The sequence below is a fragment of the uncultured Dialister sp. genome (assembly GCF_900541605.1).
In the GTDB taxonomy this organism is placed as follows: Bacteria; Bacillota; Negativicutes; order Veillonellales; family Dialisteraceae; genus Dialister.
On the sequence record NZ_UQKJ01000029.1, the window covers coordinates 1 to 17,924 of the forward strand.

The 17,924-nt window shown below is 53.6% G+C and carries 15 protein-coding genes; all 15 read left to right on the forward strand.

The window, feature by feature from the left end; all coding sequences use genetic code 11:
* The first annotated feature begins 139 nt into the window (after positions 1-139).
* Positions 140-787, forward strand: a complete 648-nt coding sequence (locus QZR21_RS03475; protein WP_296097332.1) for an NfeD family protein — start codon at positions 140-142, stop codon at positions 785-787.
* A 61-nt stretch (positions 788-848) separates the two neighbouring features.
* Entirely contained in the window at positions 849-1,829 is a 981-nt protein-coding gene (gene floA, locus QZR21_RS03480) for a flotillin-like protein FloA (RefSeq protein WP_296097330.1), read from the forward strand.
* Positions 1,830-2,409: 580 nt separating this feature from the next.
* Positions 2,410-2,895, forward strand: coding sequence for a hypothetical protein (locus QZR21_RS03485; RefSeq protein ID WP_296097326.1), 486 nt, complete (start codon positions 2,410-2,412; stop codon positions 2,893-2,895).
* Between the two features lie 342 nt (positions 2,896-3,237).
* Positions 3,238-3,471, forward strand: a complete 234-nt coding sequence (locus tag QZR21_RS03490) for a YdbC family protein (RefSeq protein ID WP_296973781.1) — start codon at positions 3,238-3,240, stop codon at positions 3,469-3,471.
* Positions 3,472-3,609: 138 nt separating this feature from the next.
* Entirely contained in the window at positions 3,610-4,854 is a 1,245-nt protein-coding gene (locus QZR21_RS03495; RefSeq protein WP_296097322.1) for a cation diffusion facilitator family transporter, read from the forward strand.
* A gap of 384 nt (positions 4,855-5,238) precedes the next feature.
* Positions 5,239-5,979 (forward strand): C40 family peptidase, encoded by a 741-nt coding sequence (locus tag QZR21_RS03500; RefSeq protein ID WP_296097320.1) that lies wholly within the window; start codon positions 5,239-5,241, stop codon positions 5,977-5,979.
* A gap of 152 nt (positions 5,980-6,131) precedes the next feature.
* The gene (locus QZR21_RS03505) at positions 6,132-6,911 is read left to right on the forward strand and encodes a nitrilase-related carbon-nitrogen hydrolase (protein ID WP_296097317.1); all 780 of its coding nucleotides are present in this window, start codon (positions 6,132-6,134) and stop codon (positions 6,909-6,911) included.
* A 233-nt stretch (positions 6,912-7,144) separates the two neighbouring features.
* Positions 7,145-9,754, forward strand: a complete 2,610-nt coding sequence (gene alaS / locus QZR21_RS03510) for an alanine--tRNA ligase (RefSeq protein WP_296973785.1) — start codon at positions 7,145-7,147, stop codon at positions 9,752-9,754.
* A 12-nt stretch (positions 9,755-9,766) separates the two neighbouring features.
* Positions 9,767-10,033, forward strand: coding sequence for an IreB family regulatory phosphoprotein (locus QZR21_RS03515; RefSeq protein WP_296097313.1), 267 nt, complete (start codon positions 9,767-9,769; stop codon positions 10,031-10,033).
* A gap of 1 nt (position 10,034) precedes the next feature.
* The gene (ruvX, locus tag QZR21_RS03520) at positions 10,035-10,472 is read left to right on the forward strand and encodes a Holliday junction resolvase RuvX (RefSeq protein ID WP_296097311.1); all 438 of its coding nucleotides are present in this window, start codon (positions 10,035-10,037) and stop codon (positions 10,470-10,472) included.
* A complete protein-coding gene (locus tag QZR21_RS03525) occupies positions 10,469-10,732 on the forward strand; it encodes a DUF1292 domain-containing protein (protein ID WP_296097309.1) in 264 nt (87 codons plus the stop codon). Before ruvX ends, QZR21_RS03525 begins: the two co-directional genes overlap by 4 nt.
* A 461-nt stretch (positions 10,733-11,193) precedes the next feature.
* Positions 11,194-12,474: a DNA repair exonuclease gene (locus QZR21_RS03530; protein ID WP_296097307.1), complete on the forward strand. Its 1,281-nt coding sequence runs from the start codon at positions 11,194-11,196 to the stop codon at positions 12,472-12,474.
* A complete protein-coding gene (locus QZR21_RS03535) occupies positions 12,461-15,457 on the forward strand; it encodes an AAA family ATPase (RefSeq protein ID WP_296973790.1) in 2,997 nt (998 codons plus the stop codon). Before QZR21_RS03530 ends, QZR21_RS03535 begins: the two co-directional genes overlap by 14 nt.
* A 731-nt stretch (positions 15,458-16,188) precedes the next feature.
* On the forward strand, positions 16,189-17,325 hold the full coding sequence (locus QZR21_RS03540; RefSeq protein WP_296097334.1) for a S1C family serine protease: 1,137 nt from the start codon (positions 16,189-16,191) through the stop codon (positions 17,323-17,325).
* Positions 17,325-17,804, forward strand: a complete 480-nt coding sequence (rlmH, locus tag QZR21_RS03545) for a 23S rRNA (pseudouridine(1915)-N(3))-methyltransferase RlmH (RefSeq protein ID WP_296097303.1) — start codon at positions 17,325-17,327, stop codon at positions 17,802-17,804. The genes QZR21_RS03540 and rlmH overlap by 1 nt, the downstream gene beginning before the upstream one ends.
* Positions 17,805-17,924: the final 120 nt, after the last annotated feature.

A 17,924-nucleotide genomic window follows, 5' to 3' on the forward strand; every position in this document is an offset into this window, starting at 1 on the left:
TGCATGAAAATACAAGAGTATAATCGAACAACGATTTAATCAGTGCTTCCCTGGAAGCTCCATTCGTTCGCACGTATACTCGGCTTATAGTATAATGAAATCAGAGGTATACTTATTACCCAGGTAAAGGAGGTGCGGTATGGCGGAAATTCTGGCAAACCCGATGGTGGAAGCCCTGCTGGCGGCGATTATCCTTATTTCCCTGGCTGCCGAGGTGAAGACGGCGGGATTTTCAGGAGGCGCCCTGGTGGCAGCCATAGCCGGTGCTATCCTGATTGGCGCCCGATGGGGGGACGGTTCACCTTCTGTGATGGAGTTCATCCTGTTCTTTTCCGGTATGGCCCTCATTATTATGGATATCCTGTTCCTCTTTTCCGGAGCCGCTGCGGTGATTGGCCTTGTGGCGGTGATGACGGGGCTCTTCTTTACCTTTGGCGGCGGCGTCACGGCCCTTTATATCCTGGCGGCTGCAGTGATCCTTTCGGCTGTCGGCTTTTATTTCATCGCCGGCCATCTGTCCCAGAGCCGGCTGTGGCGAAAGCTCACCCTCCATACGGAGCTGAAGGGGAAGGCCGGATTCCATTCTTCCTCTTCCGACTACAGAAGCTTCGTGGGGAAAGAGGGGGATGCCCTTTCCACCCTCCGTCCTTCGGGAAAGGTGAAAATCGGGGACTCCGTACTCGATGCGGTCTCCGATGGCGGGTTTATTGAACAGGGGCGGCCTGTAAAGGTTACGGCGGCCCGGTCCAGTTATATCATCGTCCGGGAAATCCCGGGAAACCGCTGAGGGCTGGATTTTTATTACTATGTAGAGCCGGACTTTCTCTGTCCGGCGTCAGGAGGTATGTATGGAAATTCTGTTTTTTCCGGTGATGGTATTTTTTATCGCCGTTGTTGCAATCTCGGTACTCCTGCACTTTGTGCCTGTGGGCCTCTGGATTTCTGCCCTGGCGGCGGGGGTCAATATTTCTCTCTTCAATCTCGTGGGCATGCGGATCCGCCGGGTAGAACCGAGGATGATTGTGCTGCCCCTGATCAAAGGGACGAAGGCGGGGCTGGCGCTGAACGTGAACCAGCTGGAAGCCCACTACCTGGCAGGGGGCAATGTGGATAATGTGGTGGATGCCCTTATTGCGGCCCACCGTGCCCAGATTTCCCTGTCCTTTGAACAGGCGGCAGCCATCGACCTGGCCGGCAGGAACGTGCTGGAAGCGGTGCAGATGAGCGTCAATCCGAAGGTCATCGAGACCCCCACCATTTCAGCGGTGGCGAAGAACGGCATTGAGCTGAAGGTCCGGGCCCGGGTGACGGTGCGCGCCAATATTGACCGCCTCGTAGGCGGCGCCGGCGAAGCTACCATCATTGCCCGGGTAGGGGAAGGCATCGTCACCACCGTAGGCTCCTCTGAGAGCCATACGGATGTCCTGGAAAATCCGGACCACATTTCCCGGACTGTCCTCGGCAAGGGCCTCGATTCCGGTACGGCCTTTGAAATCCTTTCCATCGATATCGCCGATGTGGATGTGGGCAGGAATATCGGTGCCCAGCTGCAGACGGACCAGGCGGAAGCGGATAAGCAGATCGCCCAGGCCCGGGCTGAAGAAAGAAGGGCCATGGCTGTGGCGAAGGAGCAGGAAATGAAGGCCTATACCCAGGAAATGAAGGCAAAGGTCATCGAAGCCCAGGCGGAAGTGCCCCACGCCCTGGCGGAAGCCCTGCGGAGCGGCCATATGGGGGTCATGGACTATTACAACCTGAAGAACATTGCCGCCGATACGGAAATGAGAGAAAACATCGCCGGCACCGGAGAAGGACACAAGGATAAATAAGGAGGCTGCCATGGCGGAACCATCGAATCCCGGCGGCTATGATTATAAGAAGCTGCGCCAGCGGATACTGAAATCCTGGGGGCAGAAAGGGACCGCTGAAAGTCCGAAACCATCGGAACCTCCGGCGGAAATAAGCCGGCCTGAAGCACCGGAAAAACCGGCGCCTGTGGCAGCGCCTGCCCCAGATGCATCGGGTAAACAGGAATCTTCTGCAAAATCCTTTAATTGTGAACAGAAATCTGTTAAAATAAAGACAAGAACCGTGAAGCCCGACTTAAAGAAGCTCCATCCATCTGCAGTTATTGTGGCAGATGAAAAGGAGGCCAGAGCAAAAGAGCTGTCCGGAGAGGCGGATCGGAATTACGGGGGGAGTATGTTAGAGGAAACCGGCGGGGTCAGTGAAAACCGGCTTCCATTCCCTGATACAAGGGCTGCGAGACAATGGGTTCTTTACGATGCGGTTTTTGGACCGCCAAGAAGTAAAAGGCCCTGGAAACCGTTGAGATAGCTCCGGTTATTTCCGGAAGGGTCCCGGCGTTTCCCCAAAGCTCCGTTTAATGAAAAGGACGGCTGGATTTTATTGGATACCTATAAAGAAGAACTGTATGGAAAGATATTGTGGACCTGTTATCGTTCCAAGGCCTATATCTTTCTCCTGTCACTGGTTTATGTGATAGCCTCGGCGGCTGCCATTATTTTTGCCATTACCCATAATATGAATCATGGCATCATATTCTATGTGCTGGCAGCGCTGGTGGTGCTCATATCCCTGTGGCGGATCAACCGGGTTCATTACCCGGTGGCCCTGATCTGCGAAAAAAAGCTTCTCGTGGCCATTCCCTGGTCTTTCCTGAATTCGGATTATTACATTTCCCTGAAAGCCCGGTATATGCCAGTGGATTACAAAGAAGTGGCCGGCGTCTCCGATGGATGGAACCGAATTTATATCGGTGCCCCCGTAGTAGGCGGTATGGTAGCCCTGCCGGTGCAGCTGGCTTTCGTATCGTTAGGGGACAAGCTTTACTTCCGGAACTGGGTGGAACAGAAACAGGGCGAGAGCCTGTAATTGAATGGAACAGAAAAAGGCATACCTCATGGTGTGCCTTTTTTATGTGGCTAAGTTCGCGTGCGTTCGAGTGGGGGCTTCCAGCTGTTAACTATTAGCTTTCAGGAAAACTGGATAGCCTACGGCATGACTGACAACCGGTTCGAATGGTTGGAGTGCCGCAGGCTGTTGAGTTTTCCTGGCTGCTAACAGCTAAAAGCTAAAAGCCCCCAGCCGTTTGCACGCAAGCTTAGCCATATCATCCCTCAGAGTTCAACTCTTTTTTCTGACAGGTAATTTACTTTCTGTCCTTTCTATGGTACCATGAATGCATGTTCATTAATCTATGAGGTGATTATAAAAATGGCAGCAAAAATTACGTATACAATCCAAGAAGAATTAGGAGACCTCTCGGAAGCCTCCAATGGCTGGAAGAAACAGCTTACCTATACGAGCTGGAATAACAGGGGAGAAAATTTCGACCTCCGGTCCTGGAATCCGGACCATACGGCCATGACAAAGGGTCTTACCCTGACGAAAGAGGAAATCCTCAAGCTGAAAGATATTCTGAATAACATTGACTTTGATAAATATTGATTTTCTCCGCTTCCTGTAATTGTGAAGGCTCTCCTCCGGGAGAGCCTTTTGGCATATCAGAAACATTTAGGTATACCGACTGTTTAAAAGCGGACAGGCTTTCCCTGGGTTTCTATTTGATTTCAAAGGAGAAATATAATGACATTTTTGTTTGTAGGTCCACGGGGAGAACGGACGAAGAAGGCTTTCCTTGCGGGATCCGTGGGGCTGTTTGTGAATTTCCTGCTGGGCTTCTTTAAAATACTGGCAGGCTGGCAGAGCGGCTTTCTCTCTGTCGTAGGCGATGGCTTCAATAACATCACCGACATGGGCTCTGTCATTCTTCTGATGATGACATTTTATTATGCCGCCAAGCCGTCGGATAAGGAGCATCCCTTTGGTCACGGCCGCCTGGAATATATCAACTCCACTGTCATGGCGGCGGTGATCCTGTATGTAGGCATCACGCTCCTGGTACAGTCGGTGCAGAAAATCCTTCATCCAGAAGACACAACGTTCACTCCCTTCGTGGCGGTGATTCTTATGGTGGGCCTTGTGGGGAAGCTGTTCCTTGCCTGGTGGTACAAGAGGGCCGGGAAAAGGCTGAATTCCCATGCCTTCGATGCGTACAGCGCCGATTCCCTGTCCGACATGCTGTCCACCTCCGGCGTCCTTGTGGCTACGCTGGTGGAATATTTCTTTGGGGTCCATATCGATGGTTACGTGGGAACCATTATGGCCCTTTTCATCCTGTGGACGGGCTACGGCATCATGAAGAATGCCGTCAATTCCATCCTCGGTGCTACGCCGGATGTGGAAGTGTACAAAAAAATCCGGGAATGCATCCTGTCCTGCCCCGGAGTTTATGGGGTCCATGATCTCATCGTCCATGATTACGGGCCGGAAAACCATTTCTGTACTGCCCATGTGGAACTGGACAGCAGCCTGGACCTCGTAGAAAGCCATGAACTGGCGGAAAACGTGATGACCACGCTTCGGGAAAAGCTGAACGTCCAGGCTACCATCCATGCGGATCCCAAGGCCGTTTCCAATCCCCGGGAAGAGGGGTACCGGCGGGATCTGGAGTCCGCCATTTACCGGTCAAAGCTCCCTCTGTCCTACCATGATTTCTTCGTGGAAGAACGGGATGGGGAAATCCATCTGTCCTTTGAGCTCGCCCTTACCGGTCCCTGCCGTTTGAGCGATAAGGAAATCTATGATAAAATCTGTGAATGTCTGCAGGAAATCAACCCCGCCTTCACCGTGGAAACCATGGTGGACCGCAATTTCATCAGCGGCAGGGTCTATGGCGCCGATAAAGAAGAGGTTCTCCAGATTGCGAACCTGGAAAAGAACCACCGGATTGTGCGGGATAAGCGGGATCGGTCGGAGAAGAAAGAATGACATTGAGAGGCCGTTGGCTGAGTGCACGTGCAAACGGGTGGGGGCTTTTAGCTGCCAGGGAAGCTGGCCAGCCTACGGCATGACAGACTGTCATTTGAACGGTTGAGGTGCCGCAGGCAGTTGAGCTCTCCTGGAAGCCAGAAGCTCCGCTCCAAATGGTTCCAACCGTAAGAATGCTGCAGCCCCTGGACATGAATCTTCGTCCTTCATATCGCAATTCTTCCAATTTCCCGCATAAATACAGGAAATTTCTCTTAAAATGTGGTAAAATGTAAAGGAAAATAGCGTAATAAAAGAGACATGGACTAAGAGAAATGAATGATAAGACTGGCTTGCCGAAAGGTCAGTCGATACTTATGTATGGGAATCAAAGGGAGTGCAGGCATGAAAAAGAAAGTCATCGTTTTGCTTCTCACAGGCATTTTTGCCCTGGGAACAGCACAGATATCTATGGCCGATTACACCATCGGCTCTAAGGGAACGGAAGTCAGGAACCTGCAGAAACGGCTGAATGTATATGGATTCAAAGTAAAGGCGGACGGCAATTACAACTGGGCCACGTCAAAGGCAGTGAAGCAGTTCCAGAAGAGAAAGCACCTGGCAGTGGACGGTATCGTTGGTCCTATGACCTACAAGGCGCTCATGGGGAAAGCCATGGTCCGGCCGGCAGCTCCAGCGAAGTCTTCTTCCTACCATGGAGGTTTATCCCTCGGCATCGATGACAGCCGGGTGGAATGGCATAAGGCGGGACCCATGAGTGATACGGTCCGTGCCATTACGGCGGAGGCCCAGAAATACGTTGGCGTGCCTTATGTATTTGGCGGCACCACGCCCCGGGGCTTTGACTGCTCCGGCTTTATCCAGTACGTATTCAACCGGAAGGGCATCACCCTTCCCCGGGGAGCCGATGAACAGTATCTTTCCGGACGTAAGGTATCCGTGAACGCATTGGAACCGGGAGACCTGGTATTTTTCCAGACCTACGACGAAGGGGTATCCCATTCCGGGCTGTACCTGGGGGATGGTTATTTCATCAGCGCCACCAGCAGCCGCGGCGTAGCAGTGGCAACCCTGAAAAACGGATACTGGCATGACCGCTACATCGGGGCTAACCGGGTATTATAAAACTAAATGTGCAAGTGTTGGGGAAGCACTGGAAAATCGGTTTTGCCGGTTGTTCAGCGCTTCCTTATGTATGTATCGGGCTGTAAAGAAACAGAAGGGGGAATGTTCTCCCATTTCCATACAGCCCCTTTCCCTTTTAAGGAAGTGATCAAGTGAGAATCGGTATGCTGCAGATGGATGTGGCGGAGGGCGACAAGGAAAGAAATATCAACCACGCCTTCCAGCTTCTGGAGGAGGCAGCGTCCCAGGCGGACGTGCTGGTGATGCCGGAACTTTGGACCATCGGCTATAATTTTCATGATTTCAAAAATCGGGTGACCCGGATGAATGATGGCCTTTTGGACAGACTTTCTTCCTTTGCCGCTTTTCATCACGTCACTCTGGCTGCCGGCACGCTCCCCATTGAAAAGGATGGCATCGTTAAAAATATGGGCATCATCTTTGCCCCCAACGGCCATATTCAGGCCCATTACAGCAAGCGCCATCTTTTCTATGGCTACCTGGAAGCGGAGCTCATGGTGCCCGGAGAGCATCTCATGACCACATCCATCCACGGCGTAAAGACGGGCATGGCGGTGTGCTATGAATTTTATTTTCCCAAGATGTGGAGAAAAATGGCAAAAGCCGGCACCACTCTCGTGCTGGCCCCCGCTTCCTGGCCGAAGGTCCATCTTTCCCAGTGGGATGTGCTCACCAGGGCCCGGGCCATTGAGAACGGCATGTGTATCTGCGCCGTAAACATGGCCGGCACCTATCATGGGGTCCAGCTGGGAGGTCATTCCCGTTTCATCGATCCCGTAGGCCATGTGGAGGTGGAAGGGGACCTGTCGGAGCATATTTATTACGCCGATTATGATGAACAGAAATATAAGGACCTGGGCAAGCAGCTGGCGGTGATCCGGCTGGAAAAGGAAATCGGCCAGCCGAGATAGGAGTCTATTGGGGAGCATACGATTGAGTCATCAGCAGCAGGGCTTTGAGCCTTTAGCCTTGAGCTTTGAGCTGGTCAGCGGCTTTGCCGCGGATGACTCCAACCACAGGTCGGATAAAACCTGTCTCAATTGGCAGGAGCGTATCCCAATCTATTCCCATTTTCTAATTTTCCTTGCATGCACGTGGCAAGTCATATATAATGAAGAACACAACTAGTTTAAGGGGGTTAATCATGAAGGGCAATGATATTCGTGAGTCATATCTTTCATTTTTTGAAAATCAGAAAGGCCATCTGAGGCTGAAGAGTTTTTCTCTGATTCCTAAGGATGACCCCAGTCTGCTTCTCATCGGCGCCGGCATGGCACCGCTGAAGCCATACTTTACAGGCAAGGTGGAACCACCCCGTCACAGGGTCACCACCAGCCAGAAATGCATTCGTACCGGTGATATTGAAAACGTAGGGCACACCGCCCGGCACCACACTTTCTTTGAAATGCTGGGGAACTTCTCCTTCGGCGATTACTTCAAGAAAGAAGCCATTACCTGGGCCTGGGAATTCCTGACGGAAGTAATCAAACTGGATAAATCCCGGCTCTACGTCACCATTTATCCCGATGACCATGAAGCCCACGATTACTGGCACAAAATGATCGGACTCCCGGAAAACCATATTTATCCGCTGAGCGATAACTTCTGGGAAATCGGTGAAGGCCCCTGCGGACCGGACTCCGAAATTTTCTACGACCAGGGCGAAGAATTCGGCACGGACCCGGAAAACCAGATGGGCGGTGACGGAGACCGGTTCCTGGAAATCTGGAACCTCGTATTTTCCCAGTACGACCGCCAGAAAGACGGCTCCTACCTGCCGCTGGCCAAGAAGAACATCGATACCGGCGCCGGTCTGGAACGTCTGGCAGCAGTACTGCAGCACAAGAAGAACAACTTTGAAACGGACCTGTTCTTCCCGATTATCGAAGAAGCAGCAGCCCTTTCCGGTGTACCCTATGGCAAGAGTGCCCAGGGCGATGTGGCACTGAAGGTTATTTCCGACCACGCCCGGGCTATTACGAATATGATTGCCGATGGCATCCTTCCGTCCAATGAAGGCCGGGGCTACGTGCTCCGCCGTATTCTCCGCCGGGCTGTCCGCTTCGGCAAGCTCCTGGGCATCGAGAATGCATTCATGGGACAGATGATCGACGTGGTTATCAACATGATGAAACCGGCCTATCCGGAACTGGTGGATAAACAGGCTTTCATTAAGAAGGTGGCCGGCGTGGAAGAAGACCGGTTCCATGCAACCCTGAATGCAGGCACCGACCTCCTGTCCGAAATGCTGGAAGACAGCAAAAAGAAACAGAATACCGTTCTCTCCGGAGACAAGGTATTCAAGCTCTATGATACCTACGGTTTCCCATGGGAACTGACCGATGAAATTGCCAAGGAACAGGGCATGACCATCGACAAAGAAGGCTTCGAAGCAGCCATGGCGGAACAGAAGGAAAGAGCCCGGGCAGCACGGGCCAAGGTTTCCGCAAAAGTGGCTACCCCGGATACCACGAAACTGGACGCTTCCAAACTGACCACCGAAGACAAAGACGGAGAAACGAAGCTCCTCCTCCTCGGCAAGGACGGTAAGGAAATCAGTGAAGCCGCTGATGGCACCGAAGTGACCGTGATTCTTGAAAACAACCCGTTCCATGCAGAAGGGGGCGGCCAGATCGGCGACACCGGCACCATTACCGGCGAAGAAGGCATGATTGCCGTGGAAGATACGAAGAAGCTTCCTGACGGCATTATCTACGTCATCGGCACCGTAACCGAAGGGGTCATCCGGGAAGGGGAAACGGTAAAAGTTTCCGTAGACCGTACCCGCCGGGAAGACCTGGCAAGAAACCACACGGGCACCCATATGCTCCAGGCAGCACTGCGCCGGGTCCTTGGCGACCAGGTCAACCAGGCCGGTTCCCTGGTGCTTCCGGACAAGCTCCGTTTCGATTTCACCTGGCCTGAACCGCTCAGCGCCAACCAGATGGCTGCGGTGGAACAGATCGTGAATGATGAAATCATTAAAGCCACCGATGTGAATATTACGGAAATGCCGCTGGAAGAAGCAAAGAAATCCGGCGCCATGGCCCTGTTCGGTGAAAAATACGGCGACATCGTACGGGTTGTCACCATTCCGGGATTCAGCAAGGAACTCTGCGGCGGCAGCCATGTGAGAAATACCGGCGAACTCGGTTCCTTCCGCCTCATCAGCGAAGGGGGCATCGGTTCCGGTATCCGCCGTATCGAAGCGGTCACCGGCAAGGCAGCCTATGAAATGATGAAGAAGGATCGGGAACTTCTTGCCCGGGCAGCAGAACTGCTGAAAGGCAAGCCTGAACAGGTTCCTGAAAAGATTGAAAAAGCCCTGGCCTCTGAAAAAGAACTGCAGCATGAACTGGAAAAACTGAAACAGCAGCAGACAAAGGACGAACTGGGAAGCCTCATGAAGGACGTACAGGAAAAGAAGGGAATTCCTTTCTTCGGCGCCGTTGTCCATGCAGGCAATATGGATGAACTCCGCAAAGCAGCGGACGTGGTGAAGACAAAGCTCAAAGGCGGCGCCTTCATCCTGGGCACCGTATCCGGTGACAAGGTGAACCTGGTGGGAATGGCCCAGCCGGAAGCCGTAAAAGCAGGCATCCATATGGGCAAAGTCGTTTCCCGGGCAGCCAGGATCTGCGGCGGTGGCGGCGGCGGCAAGCCGGCCGTAGCCCAGGCAGGCGGCAAGGATACATCCAAACTGGATGCAGCCATTGCAGAAGGCATCAAGGCAATTTCTGAAATGCTTGATTGAGGAGGGATAACTATGTCAGTCTCTGATGAAACAATATTATTTAATACCAACGCGGATGAAGGGGAAAACAGACAGGCAGCCATGATCCTCAAGGAGGTCTATTCGGCTTTGAAAGAAGCAGGCCATAATCCTACCGTTCAGTTAGTGGGATATCTTGTTTCCGGGGAGCCGACATACATTACCAGCCGTCACGATGCCAGAAGACTGATTTCCGGCATCGAAAGGGATGAACTGGTGGAAGAACTGGTTCGTTTCTACGTAAAGCACAAGGGCCTCTGATATGCGTATCATGAGTCTTGACGTGGGCAGTGTCACCATCGGGGTCGCCGTGAGCGACCTCTTCGGCTGGACCGCCCAGGGCGTGGAAACCATCCGCCACACCACCAGGGAGGCGGACTTCAAACGGCTTCGGCAGCTCACCGACCAGTACAAGGTGGAGGAATTCGTCATCGGCATGCCTCTCAATATGAACGGCACCAAAGGCGTCCGGGCAGAGAGAACCGAGGAATTCGCCAAAGAACTGGCGGCGGCTTTCCCTGACATTCCCTACCATTTCTGGGATGAACGGCTCACCACTGTCATCGCCCAGAAGCAGCTCATAGCCGCTGACGTGAGCCGGAAAAAGAGAAAAAAAGTCATCGACAAGATGGCGGCCATGGTCATTCTGGAGGGATATCTCCAGCATCTCTCCTTTCAAAATAAAGGAACTACCCTATGACAGAAAATAAAGAAGAACCCATTGTGATTACTATTACCGGTCCTGACGGTACAGAGCAGGACTATGTACAGGATACGGTCATTCCCCTCGCAGGAAAGGAATTCGCAGTCCTCGTTTCCATCCCGGAATCGGAAGATTCCACGGAGGAACCGGACATTATCCTTGCCCGGATCGATACCGATGAACATGGGGAACCCCTCTACGTCCCACCGACGGATGAGGAATACGATGCGGTAGCAGAAATCTACGAAGCCATGTAAGCCATGGAAATTCAAGGGAGCCGGAAAAGGCAGAATCGCCTTTCCCGGCTCCTTTTGTCAGCTATTAACCCTCTTGCGAACGGTTCGGGGGCCTTGAGCCTTTTGCCTTGAGCCTTGAGTGGGATAGGTCCTGCAGGCGGAGGCAAATGGCTGGTTTGCGTGTGGACGGGTGGGGGCTTTCAGGTGTCAGCTTCCAGCTTCCAGGAAAGCTGGCCAGCCTACGGCATGAAGGACTGTCAATTGAACAATTGGAGTGCCGCAGGCTGTTGAGTTTTCCTGACAGCTAGCAGCTAAAAGCTAAAAGCTCCGCCCGTCCGCACCGCGCTCGGCCGCGCAATACCCGCCGAAAAGCGGCCTTCCCCTTGATCTCGGCGTCGACACTGGTCGCATTCATTCCATTTTCACACCTTTCCAACTGTGTTAAAATATAAGGAAACGACTGATTACATAGAGGAGGAATTATGGGTAAACATTTTTCTTTTATCCATTGCGCTGATCTTCATCTGGGAGAACCATTCCGTGATGTCCGCATGGGATCCGCCGGCCCCTGGAATGAACAGATAGGAAAAGCTACATTCAAAGCTTTTGAAAAAGTAGTTGATGCGGCACTGGAAAACCGGGTGGATGCCATCCTGATTTCCGGTGATGTCTATAACAGCGACCATCACAGCCTGTCGGCCCAGATGGCCTTTGCCCGGGAGCTGTACCGGGCTGCCCAGGGGGGCATACAGATATTCATGGTCCACGGAAACCATGACCCCGGAGAAGCCTGGCGGGCCGATATTCCCCTGCCGGAGACGGTCCATATTTTCTCATCGGACCATGTGGAGTCTTTCCCTCTCATGAAGGATGGAGAAAAGGCAGCCACGGTGTACGGGATTTCCTATAAAACAAGGCATGTGAAGGAGGACCTGGCCGCCTCTTTCCACAAAGATAAGGACGATGGCTTTGCCATCGGCATGCTCCATACGGACGCCGGCGTGGCAGGGAGCCCCTATGCCCCCTGCACGGTGGATGAACTGAAGGCTTCGGGCATGGATTACTGGGCCCTTGGCCATGTGCATACAAGGAAAACCCTGTCCACCTCTCCCTACATCGTGTATCCTGGAAATACCCAGGGCCTCAATGTGAACGAGACCGGTATCCGGGGCTGCTACCTGGTGGATGTGGGAGCCTATGGTACGGTGACACTGAAGTTTATTGAAACCGATATTATCCGCTGGATGGATATGACCGTGGATATTTCTCCCTTTTCCCAGGTGGATGAACTGATCCAGGCCATCACCAAACGGCGGGCGGGGCTGAAGGAGCTCACGGGACGGCCGAATATGATCCGTCTTATTTTCACGGGAGCCGGTCCCCTGCACCAGGCCCTGGCCACGGAAGAAGGGCGGGATTTCATCCTGCAGACCCTGAACGACAAGGAACAGTTCCGGTTCCTCTTTGCCTGCTTCACGGCAGCTGAGGACAGGACCCGGACGGCGGTGAACCTGAAGGAGCGCCGGGAACTGCCGGACGTGACGGGAAACTTCCTGAAGGCCTTTGATGAAATCAACGGGCAGGACGAAGACAAGAGAAAAGAGGAACTCCGGAAAATGGCGGAAGACCAGCCGGAGTTTGCCAAATACGGGAAACTGCTGGATGCGGTGTCCGACGAGGACCTGCTGAAGGCTTTCCAAAAATCGGAACTTCTGGGAGCGGAAATGCTGACAGAAGAGGAGGAAGATCATGAAGATCACTGATCTGGAACTGGAGCAGTATGGGATTTACCATCATGCTTCCTGGCAGCCCTCACAGACATCCCTGAACGTGGTGATGGGAGAAAATGAGAGCGGCAAGACCACCATGCTCCGCTTTATCCGGGATATGCTTTTCGGATACGGCCGGGGAAAATGGCAGGGACGGAAAGGAAATATGGGATTTGTCCGTTCCGACGGAAAATTCTACCGGGTCCACCGGGATGAAAAGGAAAAGTGGTTTGAAAACGAGAACCACGTGAAGGTGGAAGAGGAACTGCCGGCCATCTGGTGGCATGGACTGAACCGCTACATGTACGAGAAGATTTTTGCGGTGGGACTGGAAGACCTCCAGGGCGCTTCGTTCCTGGCCAACGACACCGTAAGAAGCCGGTTCTTCATGCTCCAGGGCGGCGACAAGCTGGCCAATGTGAAAGCAAAAATCCAGGATTCCAAGGGAAAGCTTTTCTCTGCCTCCACCCAGGGCAAACGGAAGATCAACCAGCTCATGGCGGACCTGGAAGAAGCCAATAAGACCCTGGATTCCCTTTCCAACCAGGAAAAGGAATTTTCCGATCTCCAGCATAAGCAGGAAGAACTGAAAAAGAACGTGGCCGAGCTGGAAGGGAAACTGGAAAAGGACAAGGAACAGAACCAGCGTCTGGAAAAGAGGCTGGGCGCCTGGGATTACTACCAGCGGGCGGCCGATGTGAAGCGGCAGCTGGACCTGTCGGAACAGGTCACCATGTTCCCTTCCAACGGCAAGGAACAGTGGAACCAGCTCATGAACCGGATGAACGTGCTCCACGACCAGAAAGAGTCCCTTCAGGCGAAGCTGGATGAATACAAGCCTGTCAAAAAGGAAGAAGTCATCCCCTGGCTTGGAGCCGTGGGGGAACTGGAAAAGCTCTACGTGGACCTGGGCCAGTGGCGGCAGACCATTTCCGATGCGGAAGCCCTGGAACAGGAAAAAGAAAACTGGCGGGGAGATTACGTAAAACTGGGCTATTCCCTGCCCTTCTGGGACCATCCCCTGAATATCGACGAACCCTGTGCCAACGTGGACTGGGAAGAAGGGCGCCGCCTTTCCAAGAGCCTGGGCGTCCGGAACAATGAACTCCATTTCTGGGAGCAGCGGGAACCGGAGGTGGAAGACATCTCCGAAGAGCTGAAGAAAGAGGGAGCGGTGCAGTCCGAGTCCGACTGGCAGGGCATCGAAACCATGGCATCGTCCCTGGAAAATATCCTCCACGACCAGGCATCTATCCATAAAGAAATGGAACAGCTCAATGGGGAGGAGGATAAGAAATTCACTCCCTGGTTCTGGCTGTCCCTGGTGTCCATCCTCTGTGCCGGCGGCGGCATGGCGGCCTTCTATACTGCCCGGGCAGGGACCATGGCTGCCTACGGCGCCGGCGGCGCCCTTGTGCTGGCAGTGATTTTCTACCTCATCCACAATCATGTGGTCCATGAAAAGGGAAGATCCCTGGAAAAGCTGACGGAACAGGACCGGCAGCTGGAAGAGAAACGGAAAGCCATTGAAGGCAAATTCCCGGGACAGGCGCCGAAGACGGTGGAAGAGCTCCAGGCCTTCCATAACCTGATGCAGGAAAAGCGGTCCGATTTCTACAAAGACCAGGCCCAGCGCCAGGCCATTGCCTGGAAAAAGGAAACGGTCCGGAAACAGCAGGAACAGCACAAGAAGTGGGAAGAAGAAGGAAAACTGCTGAAAACGAAGAAAGAGGAAGCAGAAAAATCCTGGACCCACTGGCTGAAGTCCAATCACCTGCCCCAGGTGGGGGCGGAAAACCTGTCGGCCCTCCAGGAGCAGTGGCAGAAGATCTATTCCGCCGAAGGGAAGGGCAAGATCCTGGACCTCCGCCTGGAACAGGTAGACGCCCGTCTCGATATGTTTTCCCGCCGGGCGGCATCCGTCATTTCCGCCACCGGTCTCAATTACCCCGTAAATCCGGACAGCATTGCCGCCATTTACGAAGAAAACCAGAAGCGGAGCATGGAATGGGAAGCGCTGCAGGAAAAGAACAAGCAGCACGCAGCCTATGAAAAAGAAATGGAGAAACTGGACGACCGCTGGGCTTCCTGCCAGCGGGAAATGGACACCCTCCTGAACCTGGTCCATGCGAAGAATGCGGAAGAATTTGCTGAAAAAGTGAATGCCCATGAACATCACGACCAGATCCGGAAGGACTGGGAACGGATCCGCCAGGACCTGCGCATGTACGCAGGAAGCGATGAAGAATTCCAGTCCCTCTGGCATTCCCTGGAAACCGGCCAGTACGACGACTGGATGGAGGAGCATAAAAAGCTCACAAAGCAGGTGGAAGAAGAATCGGCCCAGCTCGCTGAAATGCAGCGCAGCCAGGGAGCCGTGGAAAATGAAATCTTCCGCCTCGCCGGCGATGATTCCATCACGAAGGCCCTGCAGAACAAGGAAAAAATCCAGGCTGAGATCCATGCATCCCTCCAGGAATGGCTCACCCTCATGTACACCGAAGAAGTGATGAACCGGGCCCAGTCCATCTACGAATCCGGAAAACAGCCGGAAATCGTGGAGAAGGCCAATGAATTCCTGAAGGAAATGACCATGGGCAAGTATTCCCTCACCATTTCCGAAAACGGGAAGGACATCGAAATCGAAGACGACATGCACCGGCTGAAGAGCGAAAAGATCTGGTCCTCCGGCACCGGTGACCAGGTATACCTGGCCATCCGCCTCGCCATGGCCCTGTCCTTCGGCAGCCAGATCGAGCCGCTCCCCATCGTGCTGGACGATATCTTCGTCCGGTTTGATGAAAAACGGCAGCGGGAAACCCTGCGGTTCCTCATGGACCTGGGCAAGACCCAGCAGATCTTCCTCTTCACCTGCCACGAACGGACCATGCACATCGCCGAAGAAGTGGGCTACGAAAAGGGCACCGGCGAATTCATCCACCTCTCCCAGGGAGAAATCGAACAGGTGGGGCAGTGATGATGGGATCGAGACCGAGATCGAGGTCGAGAAGGAAAGGACCGAAGGCCCTGATGGCCTAGACCTAGACCTAGACCTAGACCTGGATCCAGGTGGTCAGCCTGCGGCGCTTGTGTGGCTGGGCTTATGTGCGAACGGGCGGGGGCTGTCAGCTGTCAGCTTCTGGCTGTCAGGAAAGCTGGACAGGCCCTGTGGGCCGGAATCCATTACCATCTCTCAGTCCGGTGGACAGCTCTCTTCTGGGAAGAGAGCCTCCTGTAGAGTCTATTGTCCGTTTTAGGTCATAGTCGTCAGGACTCCCTCTTGTACTGTATAAGTAAGACGATAGAAGATGAATGTCTTCTATCGTCTTTCGATTTTTATGTTTCGCATCATTACGGCACTTACCACCGCTCGAGGTGACGATTTAAGTGCAGAGTCTACTGCAATTAATGCCAGTAATCGGTAAGATGCTGAATTGTGATACGCTCAAGTCAACGGCAATCATTCATACAAACAGGCTTGAGATAAGATACTGGCAGCGGGAATTCTCCAGCCGTAAGCATGCCGTCTTGCTACAGTTCCTGCGGCGGAACCGCTGGACCTCAACTCTTAATCCTCAATTCTTTTATTTGTGCTATAATAGCAAAATAATCAAAAGTAAATGATTCCGCCTGCGGCGGAGAAAGATATGAGGTGCCGTTATGGACAGAGAAGACTTGGACAAACAGCTGAAAGAGCATGGGGAAGCCATGCAGCAGACAGAAAAAGGTTCCCATAAGGGCCGTATGAAAATCGCTGCCCTGGCGCTGGCCATGCTGGTCATCGGTGGTGCCGGCGGCTGCTATTTTGGTGAATTCCAGTCGCCGAAGAAGGCAGGTGCCGCTTCCTCCTACCAGATGCCCGGCAGCACGAATAAGGAAATCAAAGACCTGCCGGCTGTACGGAATACGGCAGTGGTGCAGGCGGTCAAGGAAGTGGGCCCGGCCATCGTAGGCATTACGACAAGGGTCTATGACCGGGATATGTTCAACCGCCGGGTGGAAGTGGGCCAGAGCGTAGGCTCCGGCGTCCTCTTTGACAAGAAAGGCTATATCGTCACCAATAACCACGTGGTATCCGGCAGCAAAGAAGTGAACGTTTGCCTGTCCAACGGGAAGACGGTGGCGGGCAAAGTGGTGGGGACAGACCCCTCCACGGACCTGGCGGTGGTAAAGATTGACGGCAGTGATGATCTCCCGATAGCGGAATTCGGTGATTCCGATGCCCTCCAGGTAGGGGAGACGGCCATTGCCATCGGCAACCCCCTGGGCCTGGAATTCCAGGGCACCGTTACCGTAGGGGTCATCAGTGCCCTGAACCGGAGTCTCGATGACATTGACCAGCGGTTCAAGCTCATCCAGACCGATGCGGCCATTAACCCCGGCAACTCCGGCGGCGCCCTGGTGACAGCCGACGGCAAGGTGGTAGGCATCAACAGTGCCAAAATCGCCAAGGAAGGGGTAGAGGGCATGGGCTTTGCCATCCCCATCAATTCCGCCAAAGGCATTATCCAGCAGCTCATCGACAATGGCAAGGTAACCAGGGCATACCTGGGCGTCTATGCGGCAGACAAGGATATCGCCCAGCGCTATGGGTACAACTGGGACCATGACGGCGGGGTCCTCGTCATGAAGATTGCCTCCCGGAGCCCACTTTCCCTGACGGATATCCGGCCCGGTGACTATATTACCGCCATCGACGGCAAGACCTTCGACACCGTGAAGGGTATGCGGGAAATCCTGGATGGTCATAAGCCGGGCGACCGGATCCAGGTGACCTACGAGCATAACGGGAGCAAAAAGACCACGGAAGTCCTCCTGGCTTCAGCACCGGAGTCTGACAAGTAATGAAATTTACCGTACTTGCCATCGGCAAAATCAAAGAAAAATGGATGCGCCAGGGCATCGATGAATACCTGAAGCGCCTCACTCCCATGGCGAAGGTGGAAATCATCGCCCCGGACGAAGAAAAAATGCCGGACCATCCTTCTCCGGCGCTGAAGGAAAAGGTGATGGAGAAGGAAGGGGAGAAAATCCTCAAATACCTGAAGGACGACGATTTTCTCGTACTCCTGGATCTGAAGGGGAAACCGGTGACCTCGGAAGGCCTGGCGGATATCATCCAGAAGCGGATGGTGGCAGGAACGAGCCACTTCTTCTTCATGATCGGCGGCCCCTATGGAAATGGGGAAAACATACGGAAACGGGCAAATCTCAAGATTTCCATCAGCGCCCTCACATTCACCCACCAGATGGCCCGTCTCATCCTGGCGGAACAGCTCTACCGGGCCATGAAGATTATCAGACACGAACCGTATCATTTATGAGGAGCAGCCGCTGGCGGGGCTGAGAGTTGAGATTTGAGAGCCCTGGTCCGGCGGCTTCACCGCAGGTTACCAAATGAGTATTCCAGTAGCCGGAGAGTTTACGAAATCATAATTTATTGC